General features: G+C 71.7%; 18 protein-coding genes and 1 tRNA gene. 10 read left to right on the plus strand and 9 right to left on the minus strand.

The window, feature by feature from the left end; genetic code table 11:
- A partial coding sequence (locus ABZY57_RS27250) for an alpha/beta hydrolase (protein ID WP_356516283.1) occupies positions 1 to 1438 on the plus strand: 1438 nt, incomplete at its 5' end.
- On the opposite strand, the gene ABZY57_RS27255 is transcribed toward ABZY57_RS27250, so the two are convergent.
- Positions 1392 to 2030 carry a TetR/AcrR family transcriptional regulator gene (locus ABZY57_RS27255; RefSeq protein ID WP_356516285.1) on the minus strand — a complete coding sequence of 213 codons (639 nt, stop codon included), beginning with the start codon at positions 2028 to 2030 and terminating at the stop codon, positions 1392 to 1394. The two genes, ABZY57_RS27250 and ABZY57_RS27255, sit on opposite strands and share 47 nt — an antisense overlap.
- Before the next feature lie 127 nt (positions 2031 to 2157).
- Here ABZY57_RS27255 and ABZY57_RS27260 point away from each other — a divergent pair, with 127 nt between their 5' ends.
- Entirely contained in the window at positions 2158 to 3099 is a 942-nt protein-coding gene (locus tag ABZY57_RS27260) for an alpha/beta fold hydrolase (RefSeq protein WP_356516287.1), read from the plus strand.
- Positions 3100 to 3132: 33 nt separating this feature from the next.
- On the opposite strand, the gene ABZY57_RS27265 is transcribed toward ABZY57_RS27260, so the two are convergent.
- Entirely contained in the window at positions 3133 to 4119 is a 987-nt protein-coding gene (locus tag ABZY57_RS27265) for a DJ-1/PfpI family protein (RefSeq protein WP_356516316.1), read from the minus strand.
- A 241-nt stretch (positions 4120 to 4360) separates the two neighbouring features.
- On the opposite strand from ABZY57_RS27265, the gene ABZY57_RS27270 reads away from it, so the two are divergent.
- Positions 4361 to 4996, plus strand: coding sequence for a TetR/AcrR family transcriptional regulator (locus ABZY57_RS27270; RefSeq protein WP_356516289.1), 636 nt, complete (start codon positions 4361 to 4363; stop codon positions 4994 to 4996).
- Between the two features lie 12 nt (positions 4997 to 5008).
- Complete coding sequence (locus ABZY57_RS27275) at positions 5009 to 5581, plus strand: GNAT family N-acetyltransferase (protein ID WP_356516291.1); 573 nt, start codon at positions 5009 to 5011, stop codon at positions 5579 to 5581.
- Positions 5582 to 5659: 78 nt separating this feature from the next.
- On the opposite strand, the gene ABZY57_RS27280 is transcribed toward ABZY57_RS27275, so the two are convergent.
- On the minus strand, positions 5660 to 6184 hold the full coding sequence (locus ABZY57_RS27280; protein WP_356516293.1) for a GtrA family protein: 525 nt from the start codon (positions 6182 to 6184) through the stop codon (positions 5660 to 5662).
- Positions 6185 to 6485: 301 nt separating this feature from the next.
- Between ABZY57_RS27280 and ABZY57_RS27285 the strand changes: the two genes are divergently transcribed.
- Together ABZY57_RS27285 and ABZY57_RS27290 are read left to right on the plus strand one after the other, a co-directional pair.
- Positions 6486 to 7772, plus strand: coding sequence for an FAD-dependent oxidoreductase (locus ABZY57_RS27285; RefSeq protein WP_356516295.1), 1287 nt, complete (start codon positions 6486 to 6488; stop codon positions 7770 to 7772).
- Between the two features lie 18 nt (positions 7773 to 7790).
- Complete coding sequence (locus tag ABZY57_RS27290) at positions 7791 to 8747, plus strand: sigma-70 family RNA polymerase sigma factor (protein WP_356516297.1); 957 nt, start codon at positions 7791 to 7793, stop codon at positions 8745 to 8747.
- 45 nt (positions 8748 to 8792) lie between these two features.
- Here the strand turns inward: ABZY57_RS27290 and ABZY57_RS27295 are convergent, their stop codons facing one another.
- From ABZY57_RS27295 to ABZY57_RS27305, 3 genes are all read right to left on the minus strand, one after another.
- Positions 8793 to 9116 (minus strand): hypothetical protein, encoded by a 324-nt coding sequence (locus ABZY57_RS27295; RefSeq protein ID WP_356516299.1) that lies wholly within the window; start codon positions 9114 to 9116, stop codon positions 8793 to 8795.
- Positions 9117 to 9396: 280 nt separating this feature from the next.
- On the minus strand, positions 9397 to 10551 hold the full coding sequence (locus tag ABZY57_RS27300) for a N(5)-(carboxyethyl)ornithine synthase (protein WP_356516301.1): 1155 nt from the start codon (positions 10549 to 10551) through the stop codon (positions 9397 to 9399).
- A gap of 249 nt (positions 10552 to 10800) precedes the next feature.
- Positions 10801 to 12312, minus strand: a complete 1512-nt coding sequence (locus ABZY57_RS27305) for a helix-turn-helix transcriptional regulator (RefSeq protein WP_356516303.1) — start codon at positions 12310 to 12312, stop codon at positions 10801 to 10803.
- Positions 12313 to 12642: 330 nt separating this feature from the next.
- Here ABZY57_RS27305 and ABZY57_RS27310 point away from each other — a divergent pair, with 330 nt between their 5' ends.
- A complete protein-coding gene (locus tag ABZY57_RS27310; RefSeq protein WP_356516305.1) occupies positions 12643 to 13362 on the plus strand; it encodes a DUF4232 domain-containing protein in 720 nt (239 codons plus the stop codon).
- A 210-nt stretch (positions 13363 to 13572) separates the two neighbouring features.
- Here ABZY57_RS27310 and ABZY57_RS27315 read toward each other — a convergent pair whose 3' ends face one another.
- Positions 13573 to 14274, minus strand: coding sequence for a restriction endonuclease (locus ABZY57_RS27315; RefSeq protein ID WP_356516307.1), 702 nt, complete (start codon positions 14272 to 14274; stop codon positions 13573 to 13575).
- A gap of 753 nt (positions 14275 to 15027) precedes the next feature.
- A tRNA-Gly gene (locus ABZY57_RS27320) sits at positions 15028 to 15098 on the minus strand.
- A gap of 455 nt (positions 15099 to 15553) precedes the next feature.
- On the opposite strand from ABZY57_RS27320, the gene dcd reads away from it, so the two are divergent.
- Together dcd and ABZY57_RS27330 are read left to right on the plus strand one after the other, a co-directional pair.
- Positions 15554 to 16141: a dCTP deaminase gene (gene dcd / locus ABZY57_RS27325; protein ID WP_243330723.1), complete on the plus strand. Its 588-nt coding sequence runs from the start codon at positions 15554 to 15556 to the stop codon at positions 16139 to 16141.
- Positions 16138 to 16638, plus strand: coding sequence for a phosphoribosyltransferase (locus ABZY57_RS27330; protein ID WP_356516310.1), 501 nt, complete (start codon positions 16138 to 16140; stop codon positions 16636 to 16638). Before dcd ends, ABZY57_RS27330 begins: the two co-directional genes overlap by 4 nt.
- An 82-nt stretch (positions 16639 to 16720) precedes the next feature.
- On the opposite strand, the gene ABZY57_RS27335 is transcribed toward ABZY57_RS27330, so the two are convergent.
- Entirely contained in the window at positions 16721 to 17641 is a 921-nt protein-coding gene (locus tag ABZY57_RS27335; protein ID WP_356516312.1) for a Yip1 family protein, read from the minus strand.
- 245 nt (positions 17642 to 17886) lie between these two features.
- Between ABZY57_RS27335 and ABZY57_RS27340 the strand changes: the two genes are divergently transcribed.
- Complete coding sequence (locus tag ABZY57_RS27340; protein WP_356516314.1) at positions 17887 to 18897, plus strand: hypothetical protein; 1011 nt, start codon at positions 17887 to 17889, stop codon at positions 18895 to 18897.
- Positions 18898 to 19027: the final 130 nt, after the last annotated feature.

A 19027-nucleotide genomic window follows, 5' to 3' on the forward strand; every position in this document is an offset into this window, starting at 1 on the left:
GGCCGCCACCGGCGCCACGAAGGGCGCCGCCCGCGGCACCGTGCCCGCCCTGGCCTGGGCGCCGTGCACCCACACGGGCCACCTCGACGGCCAGCAGTGCGCGAAGCTGTCGGTCCCCCTCGACCACGCCGACCCGGCCGGCCCGCAGGTCGACCTCGCCGTGTCCCGGCTGCCCAGCACCCGTCCCGCCGCCCGGCGCGGGACGCTGATCGTGGTCCCCGGCGGGCCCGGCGGTTCGGGCGTGCAGCGGCTCTCCCAGAAGGGAGCGGCGCTGGCCGGGCAGTTGGCCGGCGCGTACGACATCGTCGCGCTCGACCCGCGCGGAGTCGGCGGCAGCGTCACCGCCGAGTGCGGCCTGGACGCGGCCGACCGGCGTCTGACGACCCTGCGCTCCTGGCCCGCCGCCGACGGGGGCATCGCCGAGAACACCGACCGCTCCCGCCGGGTGGCCGAGGCCTGCGCCGCGAACGGCGGTGCGGAGCTGCGCAGTTTCACCACCGCCAACCAGGCGCGCGACATGGACCGCTTCCGGGAGGCCCTCGGCGAGCGGAAGCTGTCGGTCTGGGCCGTCTCCTACGGGACCTACGTGACGGCGGTGTACACGCAGAAGTTCCCCGGGCGCACCGACCGCGTGGTGCTGGACAGCAGCGGGGACCCCGATCCGACGCGGGTCGCGCGCGGCTGGCTCGCGAACATGGCGCAGGGTGCCGACGACCGCTTCCCCGATTTCGCGGCCTGGGCGGCGGACCCGGCGCGGGCGGGGGAGGGGCTGCGGCTCGCCGAACGCCCGGCCGAGGTACGCCCGTTGTTCCTGGCTCTGGCCGCGGAACTGGACCGTTCCCCGAAGCCCTCGAACGTGGCCGGTCTGCCACTGACGGGCACCCTGCTGCGCCAGGCCCTGCAGACCGCCCTCTACAGCGATACCCAGTTCCCCGCCTTCGCCCGCCTCGTCCGCGCGGCCCAGGACCCCGCCGCGGTCCCGGAGCTGCCCAGGGAGCTCGCCGCGGTACTGCCCGACTCGGACGCCGCGCTGATGGTGGGGGTCATCTGCAACGACGTGGCCTGGCCGAAGGACGTCTCCGGGTACGAGCGGGCGGTCGCCGCGGACCGGGCCGCACACCCCCTGACGGCCGGGATGCCGGCGAACGTCACCCCGTGCGCCTTCTGGAAGGACGCTCCCGCCGAACGCCCCACCCGCATCACCGACCGGGGTCCCTCGAACATCCTGATGGTCCAGAACCTCCGCGACCCGGCGACGCCGTACGCCGCCTCCCTGAAGATGCGGGACGCCCTGGGCTCGCGCGCCCGCCTGCTCACCGTCGACCACGGCGGCCACGGGGTCTACCTCGGCAACGGCAACGCCTGCTCCGACCGCACGGTGACCACGTACCTCACGACGGGGGAGCGTCCCCGCCGGGATTCCGTGTGCCCGTCCTGAAGATCCGGTCCAGGTGGTGGCGCAGCACCGCGACGGCCGACTCGGGGCCCCGCTGGCCGACCAGGATGCTGGTGCCCATGGTGGCCGCCATGGCGAGCAGGCTGACCGCCTCCGTGCGCGCGTCGACGTCCGGGTCGGCCAGGCCCGATTCCTGGGCCTGGACGATCAGCCCGGTCACCGCGTTCTCGGCGGCTTCGGGGTTGTCGATGAAGGGCTGGGCGGCGAGCGCCTCGTCGGTCACGGACAGGATGGAGTAGGAGCTGTAGAGGAGGTGGAAGGTGCGGCTCGCCTCGTCGGTCGGCAGGGAGGCCAGCAGCAGCGCCTCGATCGTCGCGCGCGGGCCGGGATCGGGGCCGGCGGCGGCGAGGCGGGCGCCCACCCGGGCGGTGAAGCGGTCGGTCAGGTGCTGGAGCCCGTAGAAGAGCAGCTTCTCCTTGGTCTGGAAGTAGTACTGGACGAGGCGCAGGGAGACTCCTGCCTCGGCCGCCACGTCGCGCATGCCGACCGCGTGCAGCCCGCGCCGTCCGGCGACGCGGATGAGTGCCTCGGCGATCTGGGTGCGCCGTTCCTCGTGGTCCACGCGTTTCGGCATGTTCTGGTGTCTCCGCCCGTCGGTGCCCGTCGGTGATGAGCCCGCGGCTCGCCTTCATGGTACCGCCGTATCAACATTATGGTACGGTCGTATCACGAAGAACGGATCCCCTCCAGGAGGTGCCCCCGTGCCCGAGAAGAAGCCCCGTGTACGCCGCGACATCGGCCACTACGTGAGCGACGAGCTGCGCGACCGCTACTTCGCCGCCTGCGACGCGCTCTACGCGATGGGAGCTCCCGCCCGCTCCGAGACGGATGTGGAGACCAGCTTCGGGACCACGCACGTCTACCGGTACGGCCCCACGGACCCGGCGGCGGAGTCCCGTACGCCCATCGTCCTGATCCACGGCTCGGGCGGCTGCTCCGCCCAGTGGTACCCCAACACCGTCGCCCTCAGCGCCGAGCGGCCCGTCTACGCCCTCGACACCCCGGGCGATCCGGGCCGCAGCGTCCAGCGCGAGGTGATGTGGCAGCCCGAGCGCGCGGCCCAGTGGATGGACGAGGCCCTCGACGCGCTGGGCCTGGACCGGGTCCACCTCGTCGGCTCCTCCTACGGCGGCTGGCTGGTGATCAACCAGGTGCACCTGCGCCCCGGCCGGCTCGCCTCGGTCACCGCCCTGGACCCGGGCGGCCTGGAGAAGGTGGGGCTGCGCTTCTTCGTGTGGATCTTCGCCAGTCTCTTCGCGACCTTCGCCCCCAAGGCGATGCGCCCCCGGCTGGCCAAGTGGCTGGAGCAGCCGGTCCTGGTCGTCCCGGAACTGCGGACGTGGATCCAGGCGGGCGTCCGGGCCTTCCGGATCTGCCGGCCCGCCCCGCTACCGCTTCTCGACGCGGAACTGGGCACGATCCGGACGCCGTTCTACCTGATCATGGGCAAGCGGAGCCTCCTCGTGCACCCGAAGCGCCAGCTGGAGCGGGTGCCGCGGGTGATCCCCGGAGCCCGCGCCGAGATCGTCTCCGCGACCGGGCACGGCCCGCAGATCGACCACCCCGAGCTGGTCAACGCCCGGATGCTCAGCTTCATGGAAGACGTCGACTCCCTCGACCCGGCCGCGCGCGGAGCCGCGTAGCGCGGGACCGCCCAGCACGGTCGGGGCCGCCGCTCAGGCCGCCCGGAAGCGGAGCCGGTACTCCGTCGGCGTGGTGCCGAGCGTGCGGCGGAACGCCCGTACGAGGGTGTCGGCGGTGCCGAACCCGCACGTGGAGGCGATCCGTTCGAGCGTGGCATCGGTGGCTTCGAGCTGGCCCCGCGCCAGCTCCACGCGAGCCGACTCGATGTAGGCGGCCGGGGTCATGCCCAGCTCGGACGTGAAGATCCGGGCCAACTGCCTCTCGCTGACGTGCGCGTACGCGGCGATGTCGGCCAGGCTGAGCCGGTCGCCGAGGCGTCGCCTGATGAAGTGCCGCAGGTCCTCGCCGCGCCGCGTCGCGGAGACGGGTTCCAGGGGGACGCTGAACTGGCTCTGCCCGCTGGGCCGCTTGAGGTACATCACGAGCTGCCGGGCCACCCGCAGGGCGACCCGCTCGCCGAAGTCCTCGGACACCAGGGCGAGCGAAAGGTCCAGGCAGGCGCTGATCCCGGCGCCGGTCCACACCTCGCCCTCCCGGATGAAGATCGGGTCGGGGTCCACCTCGACCGCCGGGTGCTCGGTGGCGAGTTGCTCGGCGGTGGACCAGTGCGTGGTGGCCCGCTTGCCGTCCAGCAGCCCGGCCGCGGCCAGGAGGTGCGCCCCCACGCAGACGGACGCGACCCGGCGCGCGCGCCCGGCGAGCGTGCGCACCCGGTCGACCACCTCCGGGTCGATGAGGGCGCGGACCCGGCGCTCGGCGTCCAGCTCGACCGCGCCGGGCACCAGGAGCGTGTCGATGCTCCGCGTGGCGACCTCGGAGAAGGTCAGGTCCGGCAGGATCCGCACCCCGGCCGAGGTGGTGACGGGATCGAGCGTCCGCGCGGCCAGGACGACCTGGTAGCCGGCCGCGTCGTCGGTCTCCCGCGGGACCAGGGAGAACACCTCCGGCGGTCCGGTGACGTCCAGCAGGTCGACGCCCTCGAAGAGCACGATCACGATCAGTCGCGCGACGGGCCCCAGGGGTGCGGAATCAAGGTCCAGCCGGTGTCCATGGGTCTCCATCGTCAGGTCTCCGTCGTCTCCGTCGTCTCCGTGACGCCTCCGTGACCGCCTCCGTGGGCCCTCCCTTCGGCCGCTCACAGGCAGATGTTCGCAACGCTAACATAGTGAGTAAGCGATGATTGCAAAACCGCGGGATGCTCCCCGCACGCCCGCACGCTCCGCCCAGGTGGGATCTGTTAGCGCTGCTACCATCGATGCCATGTCTACGGCCCGAGAACGCATGCTGGAAGCCACCGCGGAGCTGCTCGCCACCAAGGAAGCACCGGCGATCTCCACCCGGGCCATCTGCGACCGGGCCAAGGTCGGCATGCCCGAGATCTACCGCCAGTTCGGTGACAAGGAGGGTCTGCTCACCGCGGTGGCCGACATCGGCTTCGAGCGCTTCCTCGCCAACAAGCGTCGCAATCCGCAGACCGCGGATCCGGTGGCGGACCTGCGTACGGCCTGGGACAGCCACGTGGCGTTCGCGCTCGGCAACCCCCACCTCTACCGGCTGATGTTCACGCCGGCGGGAGCGGCCAGGCCGCAGGCGATCGGGGAAGCGCAGGCCCTGCTCCTGGCGGCCGTGGAGCGGTGCCGCGACGCCGGCCGGCTGCGGACCACGCCGGCGCTGGCCGGCCAGTCGATCCTCTCCGCGAACGTGGGCGTGTGTCTGATGGCACTGTCCTTCCCCGAGCTGTTCGGGGGCCTGGACATCTCCCGCTCGGTACGTGACGCGGTCATCGGGAAGGTCACCGGCGACGAGCGGGAGGACATGCGGATCGGCGCCGCGACCGTGCTCGCCCAGGCCCTGGTCGACACCCTCACCGGAGCGGCGGCGCCCTCCGCGCCGTGACATCGTGGTGCCATGGCCATCGAAGTTCGCCCGGCGTCGGTCTTCGAGGACGTCCGTACCCTGCTCGGTCCGAAGTCGCCCGACTCCAATGTCTGTTGGTGCCTGAGCTACCGGATCCCGTCCGCACTCAACAATGAACTCCGCGGACCGGCCCGCGGGGCGTACGTCGCCGAACTGTGCCGGGCCTCGTCCCCTTTGGGGGTCCTCGCCTACGACGCCGACGAACCGGTCGGCTGGGCCGCTGTCGCCCCGCGCGCGGACACCTCCTTCGCGCGCAGCCGCACGATCCCGCACGTCGACGACCTGCCGGTCTGGTCGCTGTGGTGCATCCGCGTCCGTCCGGGTCACCGCAGGAAGGGGATCTCGCACGCGCTCATCACCGGTGCGGTCGAGTTCGCCCGCGCCCACGGCGCACCGGCGATCGAGGCGTACCCGCTCGACAACGCCGGTGCCAAGGTCGACCTGACGATGGCGTACGCCGGGATCCGGAAGAACTTCGAACGGGCCGGGTTCACCCACGTCGCCGACACCACCTCGGTGCTGGCCGGCCATCCCCGGGTCCTGATGCGGCTCGACCTGCGCTGAGCGGAGTCGTCCCGCCCGGCCGCCGCCGGCCGAAGGCGGCCGGGTCGCAGGCGCCGTCCGTTCCCCGGCGGGACGGGGTCAGGCCGCGCGGCAGAGGTGCCCGGGGTCGGCCGGGACCGTGGTGCGGGCGACGGTGGCGGGGACGGGGCGGGTGCTGCGGGCGGCGGAGGCGGTCCGCGCGCGGTGTTGAGCGAAGACGACGAGGCGCAGCACCGCGAACCGCGCGACACCGGCGAGTGCGGAGGCGGACAGGTAGACGACCTGTTCGCGCAGGGCGCCGGGCGACGCGTCGAGTTGCCGCAGTACGAGCATCGCCGCGCAGGTCACCGCGTACGCGGCTGCCGCGGACCCGGCCGACTGCGCATGCTGGCGCCAGGTCGCCCGCCCGCCCGCGCCGAAGGTGAAGCGGGCGTGCAGCTCGGTGGCGAGGAGCGTGGAGACCACGGTGGTCAGGGCGTTGGCCAGGATCCAGGGAATCCAGGAGCCGAGGGCCGAGACGGCGAAGCTGGAGGCGATGCCCACCCCTCCGCCGCAGAGCACGAAGCGGGAGAAGGCGGTGAAGGTGCCGGAGTCCGCGCGCTTCCGGCTCTGCGCTGTCTCCATGATCCAACCCCTCCGACGGTGACTTCGTGAACGTGCGGACTCGGGCTACGGGCCGTGCGGCGCGCCGCCGTGGTGCCATGATGGCACACGTATGGCACCACGGCGAGATGTTTGTGGCGCCATTCATGGGGCGGGTGGCGCCACGGCATGGTCGGGTCGGGGTGCTCCGGCGAGGGCGTCGGTTCACGGTCCCCGGCGCACCCGCCCCCATGTGACCCACGTCACGCGAGGCTGCTGTCAGGAATCGGCTCGCTGTCCCGCTCAAGTCACCGAGAGCCCAGCGAACCGACAGGAGCAGCACATGAAGCACCGCATCCTCGTCCTCGGTGCCGGCTACGCCGGGGCCTACGCGGCCGGGACCCTGGCCCGCCGGCTGTCCCCGGCCGACACCGAGATCACCGTGGTCAACACCGAGCCGGACTTCGTCGAGCGGCTGCGGCTGCACCAGGTCGCGGCCGGCCAGGACTTCGCGACCCGCACGCTCGCCGACGTCTTCGCGGGCACCGGCATACGGCTGCGCCTGGCCCGGGTCACCGCCCTCGACCCCGAGCGGCGGGTCGTCACCGTGGCCGATCCCGACGGGCGTGCCGGCGTCGACGAGCTCGGCTACGACACCCTCCTCTACGCGCTCGGCAGTCACGGTGACGACCGCGGTGTCCCCGGCGCGGCCGACCACGCCTTCGACGTCGCCGCCCGGCCCGCGGCGCTGCGCCTGCGCGAGCGCCTGGACGGCCTGCGCGAGGGCGGGAGGGTCCTGGTCGTCGGTGACGGGCTGACCGGCATCGAGACCGCCACCGAGATCGCCGAATCCCGGCCCGGCCTGTCGGTCACGCTGGTCGCCCGCGGCGAACTGGCCGCCCGGCTCTCCGCCGGAGCACGCGGCCACCTGCGCCGGGCCTGCGCCCGGCTGGGCATCACCGTCCTGGAACACACCGGCGTCGAAGCCGTCGAAGCGGAACGGGTCCTGTGCGCCGACGCCACGGTGCTGCCGTCCGACGCGACCGTGTGGGCGGCCGGATTCGCGGTCCACCCCATCGCTGCCGCCGCCGGGCTGGCGGTCACCGAGAGCGGCCGCATCGTCGTCGACGGAACCATGCGCTCGCTGTCGCACCCGGACGTCTACGCCGCCGGCGACAGCGTCCATGCCATCGGCGCCAACGGCCTGCCGCTGCCCATGTCCTGCGCTTCGGCCGGGTTCACCGGCATGCAGGCCGTGAAGGCCATCGTGGGAAACCTGACCGGCAGCAGGACCGGCCACGTCAGGCTGAGCTACCCGGGCAACCACATCAGCCTCGGGCGACAGGACGGGATCCTGCAGTTGGTCGACCGCGAAGCCCGGCCGAAGCCGGCGTACCTGGGCGGCCGGAAGGCCGCGCGGTTCAAGGCGGGCATCCTCAGGGTGTCGCTGTGGACCACCGCGCACCCGACCTTCTGCGTGCCCCGGCGCCGGCGCCACCTGACCCCCGCGCCGGACGCGTCCGCCGCGCACGCGGTCCCGTACGCGGTCCTCCCGCACGAAGTCCCGTACGCAGCACCGCACGCAGCCCCGTACGCCCCGGATGCCCCCGCCGGCCGGCCGGTCGCGTAGCGGCCTAGGGTGGGCCACGTGGACAGCAGCACCACCGATCGCTTCGACACCGGCCGGTTCGAGGCCAGCCGGAACCGGCTGGCCTCACTGGCCTACCGCCTGCTGGGCTCCGCAGCCGACGCCCAGGACGCCGTGCAGGACGCCTTCTTGCACTGGCAGGCCGCCGACCGGCAGCAGATCAAGGTGCCGGAGGCCTGGCTGACCAAGGTCGTCACCCACCTGTGCCTCGACCGGCTCCGCTCGGCGCAGGCCCGCCGCGAACGCACCGCCGGCGCCTGGTTCCCCGAACTGCTCCTCGACGGAGATCCGATGCTCGGCCCGGCCGACACCTTCGAGCAGCGCGAATCGGTCTCCCTCGCCGTGCTGACCGTCATGGAGCGCCTGTCACCCGTCGAGCGGGCCGTCTACATCCTGCGCGAGGCGTTCACGTACGGCCACGCGGAGATCGCCGAGATCCTCGACATCTCCGAATCCGCGAGCCAGCAGCACCTCCACCGTGCCCGGACGCGTATCACCGCCACGCGCCGCCGCGGCGTCGGCGAAGTCGACCCGGCGGCCGCCCGCAGGGTCGTCGAGGAGTTCCTGACCGCCGCGACCTCGGGCCGCACCGAACGGCTGGTGGCCCTGCTCACCGACGACGTGACCGCGCTCTCCGACGGCAACGGCCTGTCCGAGAAGCTGCTGCGGTACGACACCGCGCAGCGCGTCGCCACCGTCATGCGGGGAGGCTTCAAGCCCACGCCCGCCAAACGGCGGCTCGCCGGCGGCGTGCTCGCCCTCCACTACGCGCTCGTCAACGGCGCCCCCGCCGTCCTCTTCGTCCTCGGCGACCAGGTCGTGGGCGCCGTGGCCTTCGAAGTCACCGAAGGGAAGATCGCAACCGTGCGCGGCATCGCCGCCCCCGTCCGCCTCGGCCGCCTCGCCGCGGCCTGGCGGCAGAACCCGCCGCAGACGCCGCTGATCGCCGAGTGGTGACCGCAGGCGCGTAGGGGACTCACCGTTTTCCGCCCCGCCCCGGACTCACCTCGAAGCCAGCCAACTGATCTGCCCCGCGAAAACGATGTGGGCGACCGTGCACAGGACCCACCCCCAGCGATTCCGCATCCCGTGGCGGCGCACCGTCCCCCAGCCCACCGCCAGGAACACGGCGGCCAGCACGCAGCACACCCAGGAGACGACGAGCCACGGAGCGGAGTGGTCGGTGAACTGCCGGACGATCGAAGCCGGGACGAGCACCAGCACGGGCAGCATCCACTCGGCGTCGCCGGCGCGGGGATCACGCCCGGGGGCGGCCGCGGCCTCGGTCGTCCCGGACGGCTCCGACGGAACGCGAAGATCTCCCATGCCCCTACCCCTACCCGTTCCCCCGAGTGCCTTCCCGCCGGACCGCCTCGGTCGAGGGCGCTCCTGCATCCGGCATCCCTACCTGGGGAGACCGGGCCACGGGGCACTTTACCGAGGGCGGATCACCGGCCGGCCGCGCATGCGCTGTCGGCCGTCATGTCGCGACCAGCCGGTCCTGCCGGGCCCCGCATCTCGGCGGCCCGGCCCATCGTGCGGGTGAGGCCGGGGCTGGTCGACGGCGAACCCGGTGCGGGTACGCCGTCGATCAGGTGGCATCGGTTCAGAGAAGCGCGTGCGGGTACTGCGCGGCGCGCTGCTGGAAGGCCAGGACCGCTGGGTTCTGGACGGTGCCGCCGCGGATCTCGATCGCTCGGCGAATGGTGTGGTCGCCGTCCCAGCCGGCCGGCCCTTCGAGGACCGACCGCAGGAACGGGATCAGCGCCTCGCTGTTCTCCCAGGTGGCCGCGTCCCACAGGTAGGAGGGGCTGTGATCCACGGCGTAGTAGTGGACCTGGTCGCCGACGGTGAACATCGGCGCGTTGAAGGTGGTGGGCCGAGCCCAGTCGAACCCCATGCCCTCGTCGCACGAGACGTCGATGACGAGGGTGCCGGGCGAGAGCTTCGGCAGGTCCTCCTCTATCAGGAACATCAGCGGCGCCGCGGTGTCCTGGAGCACGCAGTTGACGATGATGTCGTGCCCGGCGAGGAAGTCGGCCAGCGGCTCCGGGCCGTCCTCGGTGAGCGCGACGCTGCGCCGCGGGTCGAGGGTGTCGTCGGCCACGTCGTGGTCGAAGTGCACGATCCGTGCCGAGTGGATCGGTGAGCTGACGGCGGCGATGCCGCGGGCGGTCAGCACGTCCACATCGTGAACGCCCAGCGCACTGAGCGCGGTCACCGCGCCGCGGGCGGTGGCGCCGAAGCCGATCACGACCGCACGCCGTCGGCGACCGTAGTCACCGGTCGCCCCGGTCAGCTGCATGGCATGCAGCACCGACGAGTAGCCGGCCAACTCGTTGTTCTTGTGGAAGACGTGCAGGCTGAATCCGCCGTCCCGGGTCCAGTGGTTCATCGCTTCGAAGGCGATCACCGTGAGCTTGCGGTCGATGGCGGCCTGCGTGACCTTCTCGTCCTGCACGCAGTGCGGCCACCCCCACAGCACCTGTCCGTCCCGCAGGTCAGCCAGATCTTCGTGCAGCGGTTTGGCCAGCAGGATGACGTCGCACTCTGCGATCAGCTCCTCGCGTGAGAGGAAACCGGCGACCCACGGAGCAAGCTGACCGTCCGGAACACCGAAGTGATCGCCGTAACCGGTCTGCAGATAGATGCTGGGCTGGAGGTCGGCATCGATGCGTTCGAAGTGGGCTGGGTGGATCGGCAGACGGTACTCGTTCTCTTTACGGGTCTCCGACATGATTCCGAGCTTGAGCTGCTGCAAAATGCCCCTTTGATTGCCCCCTGTGTAACACACGCCGGAGCGCAGGGAATCTCCTCAGCAGTACTTCGCGGCCCGACCGCCCTGGGGGGCCGGAGTGGTGCTCGGCATGTCGGCATAGCCTCTGAACTGCGAATACGTCCCCTGTCGAGGCTTCCGTAGGGCCTCGCCCGCCCCTTGTGGCGGGACCAGGAATCGTCGATCGCAGTGGCCGGACGGCGGCCGCTCATCGGACCGGGTGCAACGGGTCTTTCACTCCGTGTACGGCAGCCAGCCGTTGTGGTTCTCGTTGTACCAGTAGCTGTGGCCGGCGTTCAGGGCGACCGTGCGGAACGGGCGGCCGTGGTCGTCGATGCGGGTGGTGCCCTTGCGGTCGCCACTGCTCCAGGCCAGCTCCAGATACCAGCTGACGTCCCGACCGAGTGTGGCGGCGTCGATGTTCAGCACCTGGGGGTCGGTGGCGGAGACCTTGTACGGGAAATCGGTCGACGCCGTCGGCCGCTCGCCCTCCTTGCCGGGTACGGGCCTGGCCCTCGGGGAGGAGTCGTCCAGGTCCACGGCGAAGGACGCCGGCACCAGCGCGCCGCCGCAACCGGCGCCCATGGTGTACGCGTTCCAGCCGGGAGCCTTGCGGCCGCTCACGACATGGACGTACAGCGCGTGCAGGACCGCCGCCTTGCCCTCGGTGCCCTGGACGGTCAGCTGCATGCGCAGGTGCCCCGCCGGGACGGCGTCCAGGGCCCGGGCCCACCCTTCGGTCGCCTGCCCGGCGGGGGGCGGGGGGACCGCGCCGGGTGCCTTGTCCAGGGCGAACCACTGGTCGCAGGGGCTGTCCCAGTTGTCCGGCAGGACGTTGACCGTGAACGGGGCGGTGGGGGAGGCCCCCTCCTTGGCGGCCGGCGAGGTGGGCGCGGACCTTGCCGAGGCGGACGCGGACGACGCCGAGGGGGACGACGCTCCGGGGCCGGACGGGGGTGCGGAACCGGCTGGGGGCGTGGGTGACGAGGACCCGCCGGACGGCAAGGCCGGGCCCGCCGCCCGCTCGGGCGAGGACGGCTGGACGGCGCCGTGGCGCGTGTCCCCGCGACCCGTATCTCCCATCGCGGAGACGGCGGCGGCGGTTCCCGCCACCGCGGCGGTGGCCACGGCGGCCGCAACGGCGAGCAGCAGCCGATGACGCCGGGCCCCCGGTACGGAGGCCCGGGCGGGGCCCGGCTGGATCAGGGCGACGGCGGCGTCTGCGGGTGCCTCCGGTGCCGGTGCCGGTGCCGGTGCCGGTGCCGGTGTGGGAGCAGGGGCGGGAGCAGGGGCGGGGGCCTCCGCCGGCGCCGGTGCGGACCCGGAGGCCGGCGCGGGGTCGGTCTCCGCCTGCGGCCGGACCTCCGAACCCTCCCCAGCCTCCCCAGCCGCCGTCACCACCGCCGATGCAGGCGGCACCTCCGGCGCGGCGTCACCGCCCTGCGGCGCCGCGGAGTTCGCCGCCCCCGACCCCGAGGCCTGCCCCTCCGCAACCCCCCGCCGCCGCTCCACCAGCGCCAGCAGCCACTGCTGGTGCAGCGCGAGCAGTTCGTCGGGCGAGGCACCGCAGACTCGGGCGAACCGCTCCACCGGGGCGTACTCCGTGGGGACCGCCGCGCCGCTGCAATAGCGGTGCAGCGTCGAGTTGCTGGAGTGCAGACGCTTCGCGAGCGTGCCGTAGCTGCGCCCCGAGCGCTCCTTGAATCCGCGCATCAGCTCCGCGAACCGTTCCGTCTCCGTGGCCATTCCACCCTCCCCCTCATCCCGGAAGCACGTTCCAGGCTCGCCCGATCGCCCAGGTGAGAAGGGTCGGGAGCGTTCCAGGGTTCCTACTATCCCGGTCCGGACGCCACTGGGACAAAACCCGCCCCACAGTTGCGTCATCAGCCCGTCGGTCCGCCGGTCGGATCGGCGGGCGGATACGGCAGTCGCAACGGGAGGGCCCCCACCCGCCCCACCGACCGCCCTCGGCCGCCTGCAGGAGCAGCCGACCGGAACGTCAGTCCCACCCCACGTCTCGTCAGGCGGAAAGCGCAAGCCTCCGTCTGAGGACCGCACCGACACGGAGAGTTCCCCATGCGTACCTACCGACTCCGCACCACCGCCCTGGCCACCGCCACCGCCGGCCTCGCTCTGGCCCTGACCGCCTGCGGCGGCTCGGACAGCGCCGGCGGGCCGGCCGCGAACCCCGCCGCGACCAAGAGCGCGGACAAGCCGGTCTCGACCGGGACCGTGACGCCGTCCGGGGAGGGCGCCTCCGCCGCCCCGTCCGCCGGCAAGGCCACGGGAAACGGCACGGCCACCGCCACCCCGGCGAAGGCCGGTTCGGGCGGCAGGGCCACGGGCGGCACCACCGGTGACTCCTACGCCTACACCCACCCCTGCTCGGCGCGGAACCTGACCGTGAAGGTCACTTCCCCGACGGGCGCTCCGGCCACCGTCCGCGTCATCACCGTGACCAACAACGGTTCCACCTCCTGCGGTCTGGACTACTTTCCGACCGTCGGCTTCAGCGCCAAGGGCAGCGCGCTCGGTCTCCAGGCCACTGCACCCGGTGGACTGGGCGGCGCCCCGGCGTACCCGGTGCACCCCGGCGCCACCGCGTACGCGGCCGTGGACCTCAACCCGTCGGGCGGCAACGGCCCCGTGGCGGACGAGGTCAACGTCCTGGCCGACAAGGAGCACATGCCGAACGCGGACGGCGTGAGCCTCCGGCTGACCAAGCCGGGCAGCGTCGCCGACCCGAAGGTCGGCCTGTACCGCACCACCACCCGCGACGCGCTGAGCGCCTTCTGAACGGAGTTCCGGGGGCTGCGGCCCCCGGCCGCCCCACGGGGTGCCTCGCCGGGTGGGCTCAGCCGTCCCGGGCGAGGAGACGCCGGCCAACTGCCCCGCCGAACCCATGGCAGTCCGGGGCGAGACCGACGAACTGCACCAGCGCCGGGACGAAATGGTCCGGCGGTTCGGCGGGTGACTCCCCAGCCCGTCACCGACCCAGCGCAAGTCCTAGGGGAGTGATGTGGGCTTCCGGGGTGGTGGGACGGCGCGGAGGAGTTCCCACAAGGGGCGGGAGCCGGTGGCCCATTGGGTGAGGAGGTGACGGTCGACGAGGTGGAGGCGCTGAGACGTGGCGAAGTCGAGGGCGGGCCGGGAGAAGCGACCGTTGGTGAGCATGACGAGGACGTCGCCGCCGTGTATCTGGCGGCCGGTCCCGTTGAGGACCTGGAGGTCGGGGGTGCCGACCGCTGACCCCTGCCAGCCGGCCTTGCGGTGCTTGCACTGGATGACCCAGCGGCGGCCGTAGGGGTCCGTGGCTTTGACGTCCGCGCCGTTGTCGCCCCGGCCGCCGACCTTCTGCGCGTCGGCGCAGCCGTCGCGGCGCATGAGGTCCCGTACGGCGAACTCGAAGTCATTGTGGTGAAGGCTGTCGAGGTGTTCGACGGCGTAGCGCAGGCCCTGGGCCCGGACCCGGTCCCATCGCGCGGCCTCCTGCCGCCGGCGCACCCACAGCGCGCCCGCGGCACCGGATGCGAGGAGGCCGCCCACCAGAACCCAGGGATGGGCAGCCAGCCACGACATCACCGCCACGACGAGACTCAGGCCCACGAGGCCGGCCAGACCGATGAGCCACAGCTCCTCCGAGCCGGTGGCCTTCCGTCGCCGCGCCGTGGTGCGCTTGCGCCTCTTCGCGGGTGGGCGGCGGCTCACCTGCCGTTCCCCGTGCTGGGGAAGACGATCGGATAGGAGACCGCCGGTACGGGTGGGGGCGCCGGGCGGCTTTCCCACGCCGGCCACTTGATCGGGTAGACGACCGTCGACTGCGGCCCGGGTAACTCCTGACCCGAGCCCGCTCCCGCCCCCGCAGATGGTGTTCCGTTGCCGAAGACGATCACTCCGGCGACGAACAAGCCGAGCAGCGCGGTCTCCCGCCGTGCCCCGGCCGGGAGCCGGACGTGGCCTTTGACCCGAGTGCCGTCTGCCCGTAAGTAGTCATTGATCCAGGGCACAGCTGCATCCCCCCACCAGTCACGATGCGCCTCCCTGCGCACCGGATCCATGAAAGCACCCACCACTGACAACGCGTCACCCACTTGTCACCAGTCGTGATCATCTGCTGGGTCGGGGCGGGCCCGCCCGTGCTTTGGCGGGCAGCGCCTTCGGCGGCATCCGGAGGTGCGGGGGAGGGTGTCGCGTCGTCGCTAACGTGGCTGCGCAAGCGGTGTGGTTGAGGGCTTGCTCCAGGGTTGCGAACAGGCGAATCCGGGCGCACGCGTGGCGCGGGTCACATGAAATGCGTCTCGCGATCCGAGGCGGTTCCGCGTCCGAGTGGTGCAGGTGGTGCACGGAATGCCCTCCGAGCAGGGCATTCCTGCGAGTTGGGGCACGCGGAGGGTGCGGCAAGGCCGGATAGGTCTAGACAACGAAGAAGGCCCAGGTCGCTGACCTGGGCCTTCTTGCAAGAGCGGATGACGGGAATCGAACCCGCGCTATAAGCTTGGGAAGCTCATGTTCTACCATTAAACTACATCCGCGTAGTCGTCCAGTTGCCTGGAGCGCTATCGTTTCTCACCCTACCCCATGATCGACCCCTGGTGAATTCATCCCGGGAGTGGTGTCGCGTGCGGGGTGCACGGAGGGTCGTGGGGGCGGGAGTTGGGGCGTACCTTGTGTGTGCGGAGCGGCGGCTGGAGTGGGTCTTGTTCATCCCCTAATGTGGCGATTCATCGCAGTACGGCTGGTTGGGGAAAGGGACTCGATGGAGCACACCGTCGTCCGTTGTGCCGAAGGGCACGTGTTCAGCACCGCTTCGTTCCCGCTGCAGCACCTCGGTGCCGGCCGGATCGGGCCGGGACGGCTGCTGCGGTGCCCGCGCTGTGCGCGGCTTCGCCGTGCCGTGCCCGTGGGAGCGGCGCCGAAGCGGTAGACACCGGCGCGCGGGATTCCGCCTCGATTGGGGCGGCCCGCGCGCTCTGCGTATCCTCGGGACGTGCTTCTCTCCGATAAAGACATCCGGGCCGAGATCGACAGCGGACGGGTTCGCATCGACCCGTTCGACGAGTCGATGGTGCAGCCCTCCAGCATCGATGTACGTCTCGACCGGTTCTTCCGGGTCTTCGAGAATCACCGCTACGCCCACATCGATCCCGCCGTCGAGCAGAGCGACCTGACGCGGATGGTCGAGCCCGAGGGGGACGAGGCGTTCATCCTTCACCCGGGTGAGTTCGTCCTCGCGTCGACCTACGAGGTCATCTCGCTGCCCGACGACATCGCCTCCAGACTGGAGGGGAAGTCCAGCCTGGGCCGCCTCGGTCTGGTGACGCATTCGACCGCCGGCTTCATCGACCCCGGATTCTCGGGCCACGTGACGCTGGAACTGTCGAACCTCGCCACGCTGCCGATCAAGCTCTGGCCGGGTATGAAGATCGGGCAGCTGTGCCTGTTCCGGCTCAGCTCGCCCGCGGAGTTCCCGTACGGGAGCGAGCGGTACGGATCGCGGTACCAGGGCCAGCGCGGCCCGACGGCCTCGCGGTCCTTCCAGAACTTCCACCGGACCCAGGTGAGGCACGAGGCATGAGTGACGGAGTGCGCGAGAACCTCGACTACGAGGGCTTCGGCCGGGCCGTGCGCGAGATGGCGCAGACCATCGCCGACGACGGCTACGAGCCCGACATCATCCTGAGCATCGCGCGGGGCGGAGTGTTCGTCGCGGGCGGTCTGGCGTACGCGCTCGACTGCAAGAACATCCATCTCGTGAACGTCGAGTTCTACACCGGCGTGGGCACCACCCTGGAGATGCCGGTCATGCTGGCACCCGTGCCCGAGGCGATCGACTTCACCGACAAGAAGGTGCTGATCGCCGACGACGTCGCCGACACCGGCAAGACGCTCAAGCTGGTGCACGACTTCTGCCTCGGGCACGTCGCCGAAGTCCGGTCCGCCGTGATCTACGAGAAGTCCCACTCGCTCGTGAAGTGCGAGTACGTGTGGAAGAAGACCGACGAGTGGATCAACTTCCCCTGGTCGGTCGAACCGCCCGTCGTGAAGCGTGAGGGACAGGTTCTCGACGCCTGAGCGTGTAGTGAGTGACTGAGTGTGTGCGGAGGGCCCGTCGCGCGGTGCGCGGCGGGCCCTCCGTGTGTGTGCGGGCGTCGCGCTAGATCGTGCCCAGCTTGATGATCGACAGCAGGGCGATCAGCTGGATCGCCGACGCGCCCAGGGCCTTCGGCCACGGCAGGTCGTGCGATTTGCTGATCAGGGCGGTGAAGAGCGCGCCGGCCGCCACCCAGGTGGCCCAGCCCAGGATCTGGACGAGCATGTTGTCGCCGCCCAGGAACATGGCGAACAGCAGGCGCGGTACGTCCGTCAGGCTCATGACCAGCATCGACAGGCCCACCGTGGGCTGCCACGATCCGTCGCCGCCCAGCTGGCGGGCCAGCGTGTGGGTGACGGCGCCGAGGACCAGGCCGCAGATCACGAAGGCCACGCCCGCCGAGAGCACGATCGGGAAGGCGTTGGGGAGGGTGGCGTTGATGACGTCGTTGCGGGTGTCGTCGAGGCCGAAGACCGCGAGCAGTCCGTAGAGGAAGGTCACGATCAGCGCCGGCCCCCAGACGGCGTAGTCGCGCATCTGCAGGAACGTCTGGCCCGGGCGGGTCACGATGCCCCGGAGCAGGTCCTTCCACGGCAGCCGCGGACCGATGGGGGCGGCGGCCTGGGCCGCGCCCGCCTGGTAGGTGCCGCCCTGGTTGTAGGGGTACGGGTCCTCGCCGATGGCGAAGGCCTGCGTGTACCCCGGGGAGTCGCTCGGGCCGCCGGGTCCCTGACCCTGACCCGGGCCGGGGGGATAGCCGTATCCCTGGCCCCGGCCGGCGTCGCCGCCGTGCGGGTCGAAGTATTCGGGCTCGCCGTGGCCCCCGGGAGCGGCCTGCTGGGGCCACTGCTGGGGTGCGTAGGGCTGCTGGCCGTACGGTGCCGGCGCCTGGGGCGCCTGCTGAGAGCCGTACGGCTGCTGCCGCGGGGGTTGTTGCGGGGTGCGGTTGTTGTCCCGGCCGCGTCCGATCCTGAATCCAGCCACGTGATCGAAAGTACCCGCTCCCGGGCGGCCGGGTGGCCGGGCCGGGCGAAGAAGCCCCCTTTGCGGCTGAGCTGTGACATCCCCTAGGGGGTACCTGGAGGGGCATCTCAGGGTGGTTTACGTGGCTGCGCGGCAGTCTGCGGATTCCCGTTACATCTCCGACGGAATACGGACATACCGGCTCCGTAGCTTCGTGGTCGTAGCCACCGCCACGAAGCACGAACGAGCACGAGAAGAGCACCGTCATGAGCAGCCCGCGCCGTCGCACCACCCTCCGTACCGCCGCCGTCGTGGCCGGTGCGGCCGCCGTCCTCGCCCTTCCGGTGGGGTCCGCCTTCGCTGATTCCCCGGCGTCGGGGGACGAGCAGGTCCTGCCCGGCATCGAGCAGCCGTCCGTGGACCCGACCGTCCCGCCCACCACGCCGCCGACCACGCCGCCCGTGAAGCCTTCGGTCCGGGCGTACGTCACGACCGTGAAGCTGGCCGACGGGTCGGTCGCCAAGATCTACACGTTCGGCGACGGCCACTTCGAGGCCGACATCTTCGCGGGGGGCACCAAGCTGGACACCCTGGTCAGCAAGGGCGGCGAGCCTGCCCGCGGCCAGAACAACGGGCTGCACGTGGTCCTCCAGCCGAACGGCACCGTCACCTCGTGGGTCGAGGGCGCGACCAAGCCGGTCGAGAAGCCGAAGCCGGTGGAGAAGCCGAAGCCGGTGGAGAAGAAGGAGAACTCCGTTCAGGTCGCCATGCCCGACGGGCGCAACGCGCGGCTGATCGACGGCCCGAAGGGCAAGCGCGTCGAGCTCTCGATGCCGAACGGGAACCTCCTCGGGACGCTCGACCTGAAGCACCCGACCGCGACGAACGACGGCTGGACGTACAAGCTCGTCCAGGACGGGCAGCGCGTGAAGTTCGTCGTCATCGACGGCAAGGGCGGTGGCAACAGCTGGGTCTACGACTTCGGCACCGGCAAGCTGATCGAGAAGTACGAGGTCGCCAAGGACGCCAAGGACACCAAGGACACCGAGGTCGCGAAGAAGGACGCCAAGCCCGCCCAGCCGGTCGAGAAGAAGGCCGTGGAGCGGGTCGTGCCCAAGGGCGGTGTGAAGGCGGGCGCCGAGGGCGTGGCCCCGGTGGCGGCGGAGGCCGACGGGCAGACGCCGCTGCTGATGGCCGCCGGCGGGGGCATGGCCGCGTTCGGTGCGGCAGGCCTCGGCTTCGCGATGCTGCGCCGCAGCCGGAACGAGCAGTCCTGACCGGATCCGCTACCCCGTACACCCCGTACACCCCGAAGCGGCCCCTCGGAGGTGAGCAACCGCTTAGTAGCTTCCGCTGAGGAGACGCTAGGAGCCCTGGTACTCCGTGTCAACGGGCAGCGGATCCAGG

Source organism: Streptomyces sp. NPDC006450, assembly GCF_040612195.1.
In the GTDB taxonomy this organism is placed as follows: domain Bacteria; phylum Actinomycetota; class Actinomycetes; order Streptomycetales; family Streptomycetaceae; genus Streptomyces.

Coding starts and splice junctions, on each gene's coding strand:
- ABZY57_RS27285 (WP_356516295.1), top strand. CDS start 6,486: ATGAAGCACCGCATCCTCGTCCTCGGTGCCGGCTACGCCGGGGCCTAC.
- ABZY57_RS27295 (WP_356516299.1), bottom strand. CDS start 9,116: ATGGGAGATCTTCGCGTTCCGTCGGAGCCGTCCGGGACGACCGAGGCC.
- ABZY57_RS27340 (WP_356516314.1), top strand. CDS start 17,887: ATGAGCAGCCCGCGCCGTCGCACCACCCTCCGTACCGCCGCCGTCGTG.
- ABZY57_RS27270 (WP_356516289.1), top strand. CDS start 4,361: ATGTCTACGGCCCGAGAACGCATGCTGGAAGCCACCGCGGAGCTGCTC.
- ABZY57_RS27310 (WP_356516305.1), top strand. CDS start 12,643: ATGCGTACCTACCGACTCCGCACCACCGCCCTGGCCACCGCCACCGCC.
- ABZY57_RS27275 (WP_356516291.1), top strand. CDS start 5,009: ATGGCCATCGAAGTTCGCCCGGCGTCGGTCTTCGAGGACGTCCGTACC.
- ABZY57_RS27305 (WP_356516303.1), bottom strand. CDS start 12,312: ATGGCCACGGAGACGGAACGGTTCGCGGAGCTGATGCGCGGATTCAAG.
- ABZY57_RS27280 (WP_356516293.1), bottom strand. CDS start 6,184: ATGGAGACAGCGCAGAGCCGGAAGCGCGCGGACTCCGGCACCTTCACC.
- ABZY57_RS27255 (WP_356516285.1), bottom strand. CDS start 2,030: ATGCCGAAACGCGTGGACCACGAGGAACGGCGCACCCAGATCGCCGAG.
- ABZY57_RS27330 (WP_356516310.1), top strand. CDS start 16,138: ATGAGTGACGGAGTGCGCGAGAACCTCGACTACGAGGGCTTCGGCCGG.